Raw genomic sequence first — 13,973 nt, 5'->3', positions numbered from 1 at the left:
CGGGCGTCCTTGACCTAAGTCAGGCCGCCTCAAATGTGATTTGTCGTCGGAGAAACTGAGTGGCCCGATCGCTGACAATGCCCGGTTTGCCGGTCGTCAGAAACCCGCCCCCGCCCCCGCCCGAGCCAAGCATGTTCGGATGGCGTTGCAGGTAATCCGCAAGGCTTTCCGCCACCAGATCTCCCTGACTGAACACTTGAACATCCGGACCAAGCGCCTGCTGAAACGTTTCGGCCATCAAAGGGTAATGCGTGCAACCCAGAATGGCGGCCTGTGGTTCGGGCATCTTCCGCTTCAGGGCATCCACGTGGCTGCGCACCAGCGCTTCGGCCAGAATCATGTCGCCATCTTCGATCGCGTCAACAACACCGCCACATGCCTGCGCCTCGACATCTACACCGATGGCCCGAAAGGCCAGTTCCCGCTGAAACGCACGACTTGAAACGGTGGCCGGGGTCGCAAACAGAGCAACATGCTTCACGGCGACCTCTCGCGGGGGCGAGTTGTCGCCCCATTGGCGTTCCGTCAGGGCCTCGATCAGCGGCACAAAGACGCCGAGAACCCGCTTGCCGTCGGGCACGCCCTCTTCCTGCATCCGCCGCAACGCAGCCGCGCTGGCGGTGTTGCAGGCGAGAATCACAAGATCACAGCCCTTTGCCCACAGGTCATGAACTGCCTTGCGGGTCAGTTGATAGATATCCTCAGCATCGCGCACACCGTACGGTGCGTGCGAACTGTCCGCGAAATACAGGAAATCCACGTCCGGCAGACGTTTCCGTGCGGCGTCCAGAACGGTCAGCCCGCCGAGACCAGAATCAAATATACCTACTGCCATTTGCCCTTCAGGCGCGATGCCGTTCCTCGAATTCATACCCGTAGTCATAGGACTTTAACGGTTTCGGAGACAGCTCATACGTCGCTTTGCGCAAGAAATCCATCATCTTGCGCGTGTCCTTGCCCAAAGGGTCCAGAACATCCCGGCCAATGGGCTCACCGATGACCACCTTAACCGGCGTGTCGACCCGCTTCTTGAACTCTTTGATCAGCAACCCCATGCGCAGCGTATTGTGCAAATGACTGGCAATCTGAAACAGGCGTGAGGTGTGCCCGTCAAAAAAAACCGGCACAACCGTCGCATTCGATTTCGCGACCATTCGGGCCGTAAAGCCGCGCCAGCCTGGATCCATTGGGTGCGAGAACGGTTTGGCTCCGGTGCTGACCGTTCCGCCCGGGAAGATCCCGATGGCACCGTCACTACCCAGATAATCCAAGGTCGTCTTCCGCGTTTCGAGGTTTAGCCTCATCGCCTCCTTCGTATTATCGAACGAAATTGGCAGGATGATACGATTCAGATCCTCGGCCTTTGTGAATACATGATTGGCCAATATCCGAAAATCTCCGCGCGTCCGAGACAGGATGTGACCCATCATCAGACCATCCAGAATTCCGTACGGATGATTTGCAATCAGGATCAGCGGCCCTTCAGCGGGTATGTTCGACAAAGATCCGCCGACGATATCCAGTGACAATCCGTACCGCTCGACCATAACCGCCCAGAAATCCCGGCCGTTGGCGACTTCGCGCTCGTACCCATCCGCCCGTTTGATCAGACGCAAACGCCCGGTCGTATTCTCCATAAGCTTGATGACCATCTTCCCGCCTCTGGTCTCGGCGGAATAGGCATAGGAAATGTCACGGGCGACATGACGGCGCGAAGGCATGCGATACTCCGGTCTGTTTCACGCAATCTAGGTGCAGGTGAGCCTTTTGCACAGATGCCGTTACAGGATTATGACATGTCATTCGGCCGCGGCACGCATCTCGGGACCGCCGTCGCGGATGATCGCCAGCAATTCCTCGCGCTTTTTGGCTGCTTTGGCTTCGTTCTCCCTCAGAACAGGTCCAAATCCGCGAATCTCCAGCGGAAGCCGCGCGAGGGCCGCAAATGCGTCACGTGTGTCGGCCGTGATCAATGGCGTGATCTCTCGCAGGTCGGATTCGTACTGACGGATCAATGCACGTTCCATCTTGCGTTCGGCACTGTAACCAAAAATGTCGAAGGGTGTACCGCGCAGGAATTTCAGTTTGGACAGAAGCTTCATCGGTCCAAGCATCCATTCCCCAAAAGCACGCTTGCGCGGTCGCCCGTTCGGTCCGGTCCCTCCCATTATTGGCGGTGCCAGATGAAAGGTCATCTTGAAGTCGCCATCGAACTCGGACTTTGCCTGTTCCCGGCTATCCAGGAGAAGGCGAGCAACCTCATATTCGTCCTTGTAGGACAGCAGTTTGTGATAACCTTTGGCCACAGCCTCGCGAACCGAGGCGTCCTCGAAAGCGTCAACCACCTTGCGGTAACGTTTTGCCAGACGATTGCCCTGATATTTCTTCAGATGATCGGTCCTGAAGTCGATCATCTGCTCCAGCGATTTGGGCAACTCTGCAACGGAAGGCGACAGTATCGCATCGACTTCCTGGGAATGCAGAACTGCCCACCGGCCAATATCAAAGGCGCGTTTGTTGCGTTCGACCGCAGTGCCGTTCAGTTCGATGGCTTGCAGTACGGCCTGATGTGAAACCGGCAGCAGGCCCTTTTGCCAGGCAGCACCAAGGACCATCATGTTTGAATAGATCGAATCTCCCATGACAGCGCGCGCCAGCTCAGTTGCATCGAACATCGACACGCCGTCCTTCAACCGCGCCTGCAGCGCCAGTTCCAGCCGGTCGCTGGGGATCTGGAAATCGGTGTCCCGGGTGAAGTCGCCGGTGATCGTTTCATGGCTATTGACCACCGCGCCGGTTTGGCCGGTTCGGGTCAGACCCAGTGTTTTGGCCCCGGCAGACACGACCAGATCGCCGCCGATCAGCGCATGTGCTTCTCCGGTCGCGACACGGATGGCGCTGATGTCTTCGGGACGGTTGGCCAACCGGCAATGGATGTGCACCGCACCGCCTTTTTGCGCCAAACCCGCCATTTCCATCATGCCAGCACCCTTGCCGTCGATCTGGGCCGCCTGCGCCAGAATGGCACCCAGTGTCACAACCCCGGTGCCACCGACGCCAGTGATGACAACGTTATGAGTTCCATCAATACGCGGAAGTTCCGGCATAGGCAGATCGGGCAAGTCGATCTCGGTCTTCGCTTCCTTTCGGATCTGAGCGCCTTCCAACGTCACGAATGAAGGGCAAAACCCGTTGAAACAGGAAAAATCCTTGTTGCAGCTGGACTGATCAATGGCGCGCTTGCGACCAAGTTCCGTATTCTTCGGAACGATCGAGACACAGTTCGACTGAACACCACAATCCCCGCAGCCTTCGCAAATGTGAGTGTTTATGAACACCCGCTTGTCCGGGTCGGGAAATGTTCCGCGCTTGCGGCGGCGGCGTTTTTCGGCGGCGCAGGTCTGCACGTAGACAATAACCGACACGCCCTCGATCTCGCGGAAACGTTCCTGCACCTGCATAAGTTCGGCGCGCTCGAAAGTTTCGACATTCGCAGGCAGCGCCTTGAAATTCACGTCTTCCTTTTCGTCATAGACAACAGCCACCGTCTGAACGCCCATTGCCTTGACCTCGGCCACAATACGTTCGGCCGTCAGACCGCCTTCATTGTCCTGCCCGCCGGTCATGGCAACTGCATCGTTGAACAGGATCTTGAAGGTGATGTTTGTCCCCGCCGACAATGCCGCCCGGATCGCCTGAACGCCCGAGTGGTTGTAGGTTCCGTCCCCAAGGTTCTGGAACACATGTTTGGTGGTCGAAAACGGCGCTTCCCCAATCCAGTTTGCGCCTTCACCGCCCATCTGAGTGAATCCTGTCGTCTCACGATCCATCCACTGAACCATGTAGTGGCAGCCGATACCGGCATAAGCGCGGCTTCCCTTCGGCACGCGGGTCGAACTGTTGTGCGGGCAACCCGAACAGAAATATGGCAGGCGCGTCGCGATTTCCTGGGCGTTATCGGCCCTGCGGGCTTCGGACAGTTTTGCCAGCCCGGCGCGAACACCGTCCGTGTCGTGCCCCTCCTCGATCAGGATCTCACCAATTTTCTCGGCGATCATGATCGGATCCAGCGCGCCGCGTGTCGGGAACAGTTCTTCACGGTGCAAGGTGCCGGCACCGCCCTTGTACCAGCCATAGACACGGCGGCCGCGGCGATCGTCGAAAATGGCCTCTTTGACCTGAACCTCGATCAGCTTGCGCTTTTCCTCGACAATCACGATCAGATCCAGGCCTTCAGCCCAGTCGTGGAACCCAACCATGTCCAGCGGGAAGGTCTGCCCCACCTTATAGGTGGTAATGCCCAGCCGCTCGGCCTCGTTTGCGTCGATGTTCAGCAGGGACATGGCATGGGTCAGGTCCAGCCAGTTTTTTCCCGCCGCAACAAACCCGATTTTCGCGCCCGGCTTACCCCAGATACGCTTGTCCAGTTTGTTGGCATGAGAGAAGGTTTCCGCCGCAAAACGCTTGAAGTCGATAATGCGCCCTTCCTGCAGGTGAGGCGTGTCGCCCAAACGGATGTTCAACCCGCCCTCGGGCATGTCGAACTCGGGCATCACCAGCCCCATGCGATCCGGGCTGCCGTCCACGACGGAAGTCACCTCGATCGTGTCTTTCATCGTCTTCAAGCCAACCCAAACGCCGGCAAAACGGCTGAGCGCAAAGCCGTAGATACCGTAATCCAGGATCTCCTGAACACCTGCCGGGCTGACCACAGGCATGTACATGTCGACCAGAGACCATTCCGACTGGTGCAACACGGTCGAGCTCTCACCGGTGTGATCGTCGCCCATTGCCATCAGCACACCGCCATGGCGCGCGGTTCCGGCCATATTCGCATGCCGCATCACGTCACCGGACCTGTCCACGCCCGGACCCTTGCCGTACCACAACCCGAACACGCCGTCGTACCGGCCGTCTCCTCGCAACCCGGCCTGCTGGCTGCCCCACAGGGCTGTTGCCGCCAGATCCTCGTTCAGACCGAACTGAAAGGTGACATCGCTTTCCGAAAGCTCTTTTTGCGCTCGCATCATCTGCTGATCGACCGCGCCAAGCGGCGAACCACGATAGCCCGTCACCAGTCCGGCGGTGTTCAAACCCGCCTTCTGGTCGCGCGCTTTTTGCATCAGCATCAGCCGAACAAGCGCCTGCGTTCCGTTCAGAAGAACGGGATTTCTGGTCAGATCAAAGCGGTCATTCAGCGTAATCTTAGGCTCGCTCATCGGACGCCTCCCCTCGTCAGATCAGGTTGCTAACTTAACACATATTTTAGGTCATAATTTCTGACCTGTATAGACGCTATCCTCTGAATTGTAACGATTTCACAGTTTGAATGTAGAACTTGTTACCTATTTCATATAGGGCTTCCTTAGGATAACGAAAGTTGCGGCGATGGACTGGGACAAGCTTAGGATATTTCACGCGGTTGCAGACGCGGGCAGCCTGACGCACGCCGGAGACAAGCTTAACCTGTCCCAATCGGCCGTCAGCCGCCAAATCCGCGCTCTGGAAGAATCACTCGATGCCACCTTGTTTCATCGCCATGCCCGAGGTCTGATTCTGACCGAACAGGGCGAATTGCTGTTCGATGCGACCTCGGCCATGTCCAAACGTCTGGACGCTGCCGCCGCGCGCATCCGCGATAGTGAAGAAGAAGTGTTTGGGGTTCTTCGAGTAACAACCACTTTCGGTTTCGGAACCCTTTGGCTGGCCCCTAGGCTGCCGAAATTATATGAACAATATCCCGACCTGAACATCGACCTGATGTTGGAAGAACGGGTTCTGGACCTTCCCATGCGCGAGGCCGATGTTGCCATCCGTATGAAAGAACCCAGCCAGGCGGATCTTGTACGAAAACGCCTTATGACCGTCCAAATGCAGCTTTATGCAACCAAGGAATACCTGGACACACATCCCTCACCTGCAACGATTGAGGAAATCTCCAATCACCGGCTAATTTGCCAGACCCCCGCCGCGCCGCAGGTCGGCGCCAGCGCAGCAATGGTCAGGCATTTAATGACGCACAACCCCAGCTCCCTGCTGACGGTCAACAACTACTTCGGGGTTTTACAAGGTGTACTGCATAACCTTGGCATCGGTGTTTTGCCCGACTATGTCACGCAGAACTTTCCGCATCTGATTTCTATCCTGGCAGATATCGAAAGCGCCGAAGTTCCGGTCTATCTCGCATACCCCGAGGAATTGCGTCACTCGAAACGTGTCGCTGCCTTCCGGGATTTCGTTCAGGATGAGATCATCGAACAGCGGAAACAGTTGAAGAGGCTGGGAAAACTGTAGCTATGCACATTTGGCATAGCGGGCATGAGCAGCAAACAGCCTAGTAAATCTTGAACGAAAGAAAACCGCACACTAAATGAGCACTCGAAGGCGGTGATGCTGAAACGCTCATCATCTTCATACCTCCCTGTTGGACTACGGCCGAGCTTATTGCTCGGCCTTTTTTTTGGCCCGAAAGCCAAGCCCTCTGAAAACAAGCCAATTTTTCTGGGAATCGTTCCACACTCCCTCTATGCTGCCGGAAAACAAAAATTTTCTACTTTCGAGGGAAATCTCATGTTCAATCTGCTTCGCCTAATGCTGGCGATGATCGTATCCGTGTTTATTGTGGGTACGGCGCTGGCTCAGGAGTCTGACACAGGCTCATCCTCTACGGTGGCGGCCCCGGTCGTTCCTGATGACCTGAGCCCCGAGCAGGTGGACGATTTGGTTGCGCGCATGTCTGACGATCAGGTGCGCGCCCTTTTGTTAGAGCGGTTGGATGCCGTAGCCGAGAAGAGGGCCAAGGAGGCAGAAGGACAGGAAGACCCGCTGACCGAAATCAACGAAATATGGGCGGCGATGGTTGCCTCATGGACTAATGTTCTGACGACACTTCCAAACATTTTCAGCGCGCAGGTTAAAGCATTTAGCAACTTTTCCGAAACTCTCGGATCGACCGGTGTGCTTACTTTGATCGGGCTGGTCGCAAGCGTTCTGGTTGTGGGATTCATAGCTGAAAAGTTGTTCGATCTTTTAACCAGAAGATGGCACAAACACACCGAAGTCGGGGATGAGGCCGACCTTTGGGGTGCCGTGAGCTTTTTGTTCCGCCGGTTTTGCCGCGAGATCGCCGGGTTGATTGTTTTTTATATCGTCATCCGGACTCTGGGCCGGATCCTTTTGACACCCGAGCAGCTCAAATTTGCGGGCCCTTTCGTATTCTATCTTATCTGGATCCCGCGATTGGGCGCGGCGGCGTCGCGGTTCATTATGGCACCAAACAACCCAAAATTCAGACTGGTCAACATTGACGATCACTGGGCAAAATACCTGCATCGGAATCTGATTGGTTTGCTGATCCTGATTGGGGTTACGCTGTTCGTTGTCCGCTTTAATGGTTTGAACGGTATCACTCCCGGCGATACCCGCATCGGTTTCTGGCTAAATAGCGCTATTCATATCTACATTGGCGTGATCGCCTGGACCGCGCGCGAGGGCCTGTCGCAGATGATGCTGGGCACCGATCCGGATCACACAAAATTCGATGAAGAAGTCGCGCAATATTATCCGTACTTCGCAATCGGCGTTTCGGCGGTGACCTGGCTGCTGGTCGAGTACCTTGCCGCACAGCGCGACCCGGCAATCCTGGCGCTGTTGGTCAAAGGCCCGCATTTCACGACTATGTTCTGGTTGCTGATTGCACCCGCCCTCGACACTCTGATCCGTGGATTGGTGCGCCATCTGCAACCGCCGATGTCCGGCGAAGGCCCGCTTGCCGAACGCGCTTATCGGTCGACCAAGCGCAGCTATATCCGCATCGGCCGTGTTCTGGCAGGCCTGTTTGTCGTGATGATGATTGCGCAGGCATGGCAGTTGGATTTGCGGCATGTCGCTTCCGCTGGCATCGGCGCCGAAGTTGGTGGGGCCGTGATCGAGTTTCTGCTGATTATTGCCGTCGGTTATATCATGAACGAGGTCGTCTCGCTTTGGATCAACCGTCGTCTGGCCAAAGAACAGACAGCCGCCGAAGCTTTGGACGAAGAAGCCGGTGGCGAAGGCGGCGGTGCGGGCGGCTCGCGTCTGGCGACCGTTCTGCCATTGCTGCGCATCACCGCGCAGGTGACGATTGCCGTCATCTTCGGCCTGCTGGCGCTCGGGGCACTGGGCGTCAACATCACGCCGCTCCTCGCCGGTGCCGGTGTTCTCGGCCTGGCCATCGGCTTTGGTGCGCAGAAGCTGGTTGCCGACATTGTCGGCGGCATCTTCTTCCTGATCGATGACGCCTTCCGCGTTGGTGAATACGTGGATGTGGGCGGCACTATGGGAACCGTCGAAAAGATCTCGATCCGTTCGATGCAATTGCGCCACCATCGCGGGCCGGTTCACACGATCCCTTATGGTGAAATTCAGAAGCTGACGAATTTCAGCCGTGACTGGGTCATCATGAAACTGAAGTTCACGGTGCCATTCGACACTGACCCCAACAAGGTCAAGAAGATCTTCAAGAAGATCGGGGCCGATATGATGGCGGACGAAACTCACAAGGAAGGTTTCTTGCAGCCCTTCAAATCTCAGGGTGTGTTCGACTTTGACGATGTCGGGATGATCATCCGAGGCAAGTTCATGGCCAAACCGGGCAAGCAGTTCACGCTGCGCAAGGAAATCTTCAACCGGGTCAAGGCTGCCTTCAACGAAAACGGAATCGACTTTGCCCGCCGCGAAGTCCGTGTTGCGATCCCCGGCCTGGAAGAGGCGGAAACCCTGACCGAAGAGCAAAAGGCCGCAGTTGGCGCCGCCGCTGCTGACTCGTTGAACAAGCAGCAAGGTGGTGCTTGATAAGCTCTGCGCGCGGTAGCTGCCCTAGCTGTCGGGTTTTGGACCAAATTCTTGAAGAACCGGCGCACCGCGCCGGTTCTTTTTTGCCCGGGTAATTGCTCTCCTCCTAGCTTTCGGCCCGGTTCTTGCGCCCTGCGCGGTCTTGACCCTTCCCACGGGCGCGCCCATGGCCTAAAAGGCGCGCAATCTCGGCCATCTCGGACACAGGACAAACCATGCAAGAGCCCGCCATCACCCCGGATCTGATTGCAGCACACGGGTTGAAACCCGAAGAATATGACATGATCCTGGAGATCATCGGGCGCGAGCCGACATTTACCGAGCTTGGCATCTTTTCGGCCATGTGGAACGAACACTGTTCCTACAAGTCCTCGAAGAAATGGCTGCGCACGCTGCCCACCTCGGGGCCTCAGGTCATTTGCGGCCCTGGTGAGAATGCGGGCGTGGTGGATATCGGCGACGGTCAGGCCGTCGTCTTCAAAATGGAAAGCCACAACCACCCCTCGTATATCGAGCCCTACCAAGGGGCGGCGACCGGCGTGGGTGGCATTCTGCGCGATGTATTCACCATGGGTGCGCGTCCCATTGCGTCGATGAACGCACTGTCCTTTGGAGAGCCGGGCCACCACAAGACACGCCAACTGGTCAACGGCGTGGTTGAAGGGATCGGCGGCTACGGCAACTGTTTCGGTGTGCCCTGTGTGGGCGGCGAAGTCCGTTTTCACCCTGCCTATAACGGCAACTGCCTTGTGAACGCGTTCGCCGCCGGCCTCGCTGACAGCGACAAGATCTTCTATTCTGCCGCATCGGGCATCGGTATGCCTGTCGTTTATCTGGGAGCCAAAACCGGCCGCGATGGCGTTGGCGGTGCGACAATGGCTTCGGCTGAATTCGATGACACCATCGAAGAAAAACGCCCCACCGTGCAGGTTGGTGACCCTTTCACCGAAAAGCGTCTGATGGAAGCAACGCTGGAATTGATGCAGACCGGCGCGGTGATTTCGATCCAGGACATGGGCGCGGCCGGTCTGACCTGTTCGGCTGTTGAAATGGGCGACAAGGGCGGCCTTGGTGTGCGTCTGGATCTGGAAAACGTGCCTCAGCGCGAAGAAGACATGACCGCGTATGAAATGATGCTGTCGGAATCCCAGGAACGGATGCTGATGGTCCTCAAGCCGGAACTTGAGGCCCAAGCCCGTGCAGTATTCGAAAAATGGGATCTGGATTTCGCGATCGTTGGTGAAACGATTGCCGAAGACCGCTTCCTGATTATGCACAATGGCGAAGTCAAAGCTGACCTTGTCCTGTCGAAACTGTCCTCGACCGCACCGGAATATGACCGCCCGTGGGAGCCGACGCCGGAGGCCGAGGAACTGGCCGACGTGCCACAGATCGATCCGATCGACGGATTGAAGGCCCTGCTGTCCTCTCCCAACTACGCGGGCAAGCAATGGGTTTATGAACAGTACGACACCATGGTGATGGCGGATTCCACCCGCACACCGGGATTGGGCGCTGGCATGGTTCGCGTTCATGGCACTGACAAGGTATTGGCCTTCACCTCGGACGTTACCCCGCGCTATGTGCGCGCCAACCCGGTTGAAGGCGGCAAGCAGGCCGTGGCCGAAGCCTATCGCAACCTGACAGCCGTTGGGGCCAAGCCGCTGGCCACGACCGACAACCTGAATTTCGGCAACCCGGAAAAGCCCGAGATCATGGGCCAGTTTGTCGGCGCCATTCAGGGCATCGGCGAAGCCGTTGGCGCGCTGGACATGCCCATCGTGTCCGGCAACGTGTCGCTTTACAATGAAACCGACGGTCAAGCGATCCTGCCGACCCCGACAATTGGCGCCGTGGGTCTGCTGCTGAATTCTGACGAGATCATCGGCAACGAAGTCCGCGAAGGGCATGTGGCACTGATCATCGGCGAAACCAAAGGCCATCTGGGTCAGTCCGCCCTGCTGGCCGAGGTGTTCAACCGTGAAGACGGTGATGCGCCCCATGTCGATCTGGCGGCTGAGGCCCGCAACGGTGATTTCATCCGCGCCAACCGCAACATGATCAAGGCGTGTACCGATCTGGCCGACGGCGGCCTTGCTCTGGCCGCTTTCGAACTGGCCGAAGCGTCTGGCGTCGGCGTTCAGTTGGACGAGGCGTCGACCGAGTTCCTGTTCGGTGAAGATCAGGCCCGTTATCTGGTCGCCTGCAACTTCGATCAGGCCGAGGCGCTGATGATCGCCGCCGGTCAAGCCGGAGTCCCTCTGGTCTCGGTTGGCAGGTTCACGGGCGATGCTGTCAGGATCGGAAGTTCGGAAGCGCCGCTGTCGGAACTGGCGGATATCTTCCGTGGCAGCTTTGCCGCTGCGGTGGCCTGAAGCCCACCCTGCATACATCCTAAATTCAGAAATCCTGCGCGCGCGACCGGGCGCGGGATTTGTAAACGGGGTACCCCCGAGGCACCTTGCACGCCCCTGCGCATCGCTCTACATCTTGGGAAAGACCTTCAGGAGTAACCTTTATGCCAATGAGCGCCCACGAAATCGAACACCTGCTGCGCGAAGCCTTTCCGGATGCGGAGATTCAGGTTGGCGGGCATGATGGTGTTCATATGTCTGCCATGGTCGTTGACGAAAGCTTTCGCGGAAAGAACAGAGTGCAGCAACAGCGCGCAGTTTACGCCGCGTTGAAAGGCAAAATGGATGGCCCGGATGGTGAGCTGCACGCGCTGGCGTTGACTACAAAAATTCCGGAATGATCAGACCCGGCGTCATCACTCGCAAACCCCAGTGGAGGCCTGAACATGAGTGATCTGATGCTTGGCGTTTGCATTGTAGTTGGATTGATTGTTGCCGCAGCGCTTATTGAAGCCTATTTGAAGCGCAACAAGAAACGCTCGCTGGCCGATATCCGTCCTGATCCGGACGAAATCAGCCAGGTGGGCGGAATAGAGAGATACGGGCTGGATCCGTTGTCTTTGGCGCAGGCCGAGCATCGGCGGCTCGAAGCGGAAGGATGGGGTCCAGAGGCCCCACAAAACGAAACAACCGCCCCGGATGCGGGTGAAGAGGACAAGCAAGATGAGCGACGTTAAGACCCAGATCGACGAAACCGTCAAAGCCAATGATGTGGTGCTGTACATGAAGGGCACCAAGGAAATGCCGCAATGTGGTTTCTCGTCTCGTGTGGCCGGTGTTCTGAACTATATGGGTGTTGACTACACCGACGTGAACGTTCTGGCCGACGAAGAAGTGCGTCAGGGCATCAAGGACTATTCCGACTGGCCGACCGTGCCGCAGCTTTTCGTCAAAGGCGAGTTCGTAGGCGGCTGTGACATCGTTACAGAAATGACCCTGTCGGGTGAACTGGACACGCTGTTTGACGAAAACGGCGTCGGCTACAACAAGGAAGCAGCCGACAAAATCCGCGAAGCAAACGCCTGATCGGCGCTTACCGGCTGCTGCATTCCTGATAAATGACCTGCTCACTGGCGGCGCTTCCTGCCGCCAGATAGCTGATCGAAGCGTTCCAGCCCTTGGAACGCAGAATATACGTTCCCTCTGTGCCCAAAGACTCGTAGCGAATCCCAGATCCGCTTTCGACTTGGCGCATGGCGACCAGAGTGTTGTCGACCATGACCGCCGCAGCACCTGATCCATCGGTCGAATTAAAGTAGCTCACATGCAGCGGCACTTCGTTTTCGCAGGTGAAAGTCACTGATAATATGTCGATCTCAGCCAAAGCGGCCGATCCTGACATCAGCAGTCCAAAGCATGCCAGATTGCGCAGCATTCTCATCCCGCGGACTTCTCTTCCAACATTGACGCCAGCGCTTCGGCCCGCGCAGCCAGTTCTCCCAAGGTGTCGGTCACCGATGGCGGCACGACTGCCACTTCAACACGCTCGGGTTCCGGCGGTGGTGCATTTCGCAGCGTCTCTAGCTCCGCTTGGAACTCGGCGAGCTTTGCCTCAAGGGATTTGACCTTTTCTTCGGTTCCGGCGGTTTTGTCCGCCAGCATCAGGCCAGCCATCAGCAGCATTCGTGATTCCGGCATGCGCCCGATCTGGTCCGACAGAACCTGAGCCTCGTCGTCCAGCATTTGGGCCGCTGCCTGCAGAAATTGCTCTTCACCCTCCTGGCACGAGACGTCAAAACCACGACCACCGATATGAATGGTTACTTCGGGCATCACTCCACCTCACCTTCTGCCAGCTTTGCCTGTGACAACAAAGGTTCCAGCCGTGCCAGAACCGCATGCGCCTCGGCTGCATCCGTCGCCTGAGCGGCACGCGTTGCTTCCAACTCGGCAACTGTGGCGCGGTTCAGCATCTCCGCATCCGGCAGACCGTCCTGCACGGCGGCGCGCAACTCATCAACCGAACGCCGCAACTGTTCGTTGGCTTTGCGCATGCGCTGCAGGTCGTCATCCAACCGCGACATCGCGGCCCCATGGCTTGACCGTTCCGCCCTCAGCATTTCCAGTTCGGCGTTAAGTTCTTCCAGACGCTCGGTGTCGGCGATCTCTGACAGCAGCCGGGCATTTTCGGCCTCAATCTCCTGCAGCTTTCCACTCAATGCGCTTAACCGAGTGTTTTCGGCCTTCAGCGCCTCCAGTTCCTCACGGTTGTCCAGCGCGGCCTTGGCGTCGGCAAGCTCTGCCCGCGCAGCTTCAACCGAGGCCAGCCTGTCATTGGAATCGGCAAGTTGTTGGCGCAGTGCCGTTTTCTCGGCGTCATCAACAGGAACGTTGCGCAAAGCCTCCATATCGGCGCGCATCGCGTCGACTTCCTGTTCGTGACGTTCTTTCAGGGATTTCAGCCGCTCTTCCAACTGCGCATTCGCCACACGCTCGTCTTCAAGCGCGACGCGCAATTCGTCATCTGCGCCTTCTTTGGCTGGTGCTGTGTCCTGAATGGCCGCTACACCCGCGCCAATCCGCTCCATCGCGGCGGTCAGGCGGCGCTGTAGTTCTTCGATCTGGCTCATGCCCCTGTCACCTCATTATCAAGGTTCGTTATCTCTCGGGTTTGTCCGAATCAATGCAAACCACTTCTGTGCCTAGTCTAACGGATTGTTCCGGAAAATACCCACTGTTTGCTTTCAACGACTTGGACCGTCTTCTTGAAGCGGCCACCTCATGAAA

General features: G+C 57.3%; 12 protein-coding genes. 6 read left to right on the top strand and 6 right to left on the bottom strand.

All coding sequences use genetic code 11. From position 1 onward, the window contains the following. Window positions 1–19: 19 nt before the first annotated feature. The 3 genes from ACR3EQ_RS04100 to ACR3EQ_RS04090 all read right to left on the bottom strand — a co-directional run bounded on the left by ACR3EQ_RS04100 (window position 20) and on the right by ACR3EQ_RS04090 (window position 5,219). Window positions 20–835 carry an aspartate/glutamate racemase family protein gene (locus tag ACR3EQ_RS04100; RefSeq protein ID WP_170616883.1) on the bottom strand — a complete coding sequence of 272 codons (816 nt, stop codon included), beginning with the start codon at window positions 833–835 and terminating at the stop codon, window positions 20–22. Window positions 836–842: 7 nt separating this feature from the next. Then, entirely contained in the window at window positions 843–1,721 is an 879-nt protein-coding gene (locus ACR3EQ_RS04095; RefSeq protein WP_480489797.1) for a lysophospholipid acyltransferase family protein, read from the bottom strand. 78 nt (window positions 1,722–1,799) lie between these two features. Further along, window positions 1,800–5,219, bottom strand: coding sequence for an indolepyruvate ferredoxin oxidoreductase family protein (locus ACR3EQ_RS04090; RefSeq protein WP_480489796.1), 3,420 nt, complete (start codon window positions 5,217–5,219; stop codon window positions 1,800–1,802). A gap of 169 nt (window positions 5,220–5,388) precedes the next feature. On the opposite strand from ACR3EQ_RS04090, the gene ACR3EQ_RS04085 reads away from it, so the two are divergent. The 6 genes from ACR3EQ_RS04085 (at window position 5,389) to grxD (ending at window position 12,272) form a co-directional block, all read left to right on the top strand. Next, on the top strand, window positions 5,389–6,294 hold the full coding sequence (locus tag ACR3EQ_RS04085) for a LysR family transcriptional regulator (RefSeq protein ID WP_170616877.1): 906 nt from the start codon (window positions 5,389–5,391) through the stop codon (window positions 6,292–6,294). Window positions 6,295–6,570: 276 nt separating this feature from the next. Beyond that, complete coding sequence (locus ACR3EQ_RS04080; RefSeq protein WP_170619005.1) at window positions 6,571–8,832, top strand: mechanosensitive ion channel family protein; 2,262 nt, start codon at window positions 6,571–6,573, stop codon at window positions 8,830–8,832. Between the two features lie 215 nt (window positions 8,833–9,047). Then, the gene (gene purL / locus ACR3EQ_RS04075; protein WP_480489793.1) at window positions 9,048–11,207 is read left to right on the top strand and encodes a phosphoribosylformylglycinamidine synthase subunit PurL; all 2,160 of its coding nucleotides are present in this window, start codon (window positions 9,048–9,050) and stop codon (window positions 11,205–11,207) included. 143 nt (window positions 11,208–11,350) lie between these two features. After that, a complete protein-coding gene (locus tag ACR3EQ_RS04070) occupies window positions 11,351–11,587 on the top strand; it encodes a BolA/IbaG family iron-sulfur metabolism protein (protein WP_170619006.1) in 237 nt (78 codons plus the stop codon). 45 nt (window positions 11,588–11,632) lie between these two features. Further along, window positions 11,633–11,923: a hypothetical protein gene (locus ACR3EQ_RS04065; RefSeq protein ID WP_170616869.1), complete on the top strand. Its 291-nt coding sequence runs from the start codon at window positions 11,633–11,635 to the stop codon at window positions 11,921–11,923. Then, window positions 11,910–12,272 carry a Grx4 family monothiol glutaredoxin gene (grxD, locus tag ACR3EQ_RS04060; protein ID WP_170616867.1) on the top strand — a complete coding sequence of 121 codons (363 nt, stop codon included), beginning with the start codon at window positions 11,910–11,912 and terminating at the stop codon, window positions 12,270–12,272. Before ACR3EQ_RS04065 ends, grxD begins: the two co-directional genes overlap by 14 nt. A 7-nt stretch (window positions 12,273–12,279) precedes the next feature. Here the strand turns inward: grxD and ACR3EQ_RS04055 are convergent, their stop codons facing one another. The 3 genes from ACR3EQ_RS04055 to ACR3EQ_RS04045 are packed head-to-tail and all read right to left on the bottom strand — an operon-like array spanning window position 12,280 to window position 13,816. Beyond that, window positions 12,280–12,621 carry an MliC family protein gene (locus tag ACR3EQ_RS04055; RefSeq protein ID WP_480489791.1) on the bottom strand — a complete coding sequence of 114 codons (342 nt, stop codon included), beginning with the start codon at window positions 12,619–12,621 and terminating at the stop codon, window positions 12,280–12,282. 2 nt (window positions 12,622–12,623) lie between these two features. After that, the gene (locus ACR3EQ_RS04050) at window positions 12,624–13,019 is read right to left on the bottom strand and encodes a cell division protein ZapA (RefSeq protein ID WP_170616863.1); all 396 of its coding nucleotides are present in this window, start codon (window positions 13,017–13,019) and stop codon (window positions 12,624–12,626) included. Next, window positions 13,019–13,816: a hypothetical protein gene (locus tag ACR3EQ_RS04045; protein WP_480489789.1), complete on the bottom strand. Its 798-nt coding sequence runs from the start codon at window positions 13,814–13,816 to the stop codon at window positions 13,019–13,021. Before ACR3EQ_RS04045 ends, ACR3EQ_RS04050 begins: the two co-directional genes overlap by 1 nt. Window positions 13,817–13,973 lie beyond the last annotated feature (157 nt).

Source organism: Ruegeria sp. AN11, from assembly GCF_056536005.1.
This window is presented reverse-complemented; position numbering and strand designations above follow the sequence as displayed.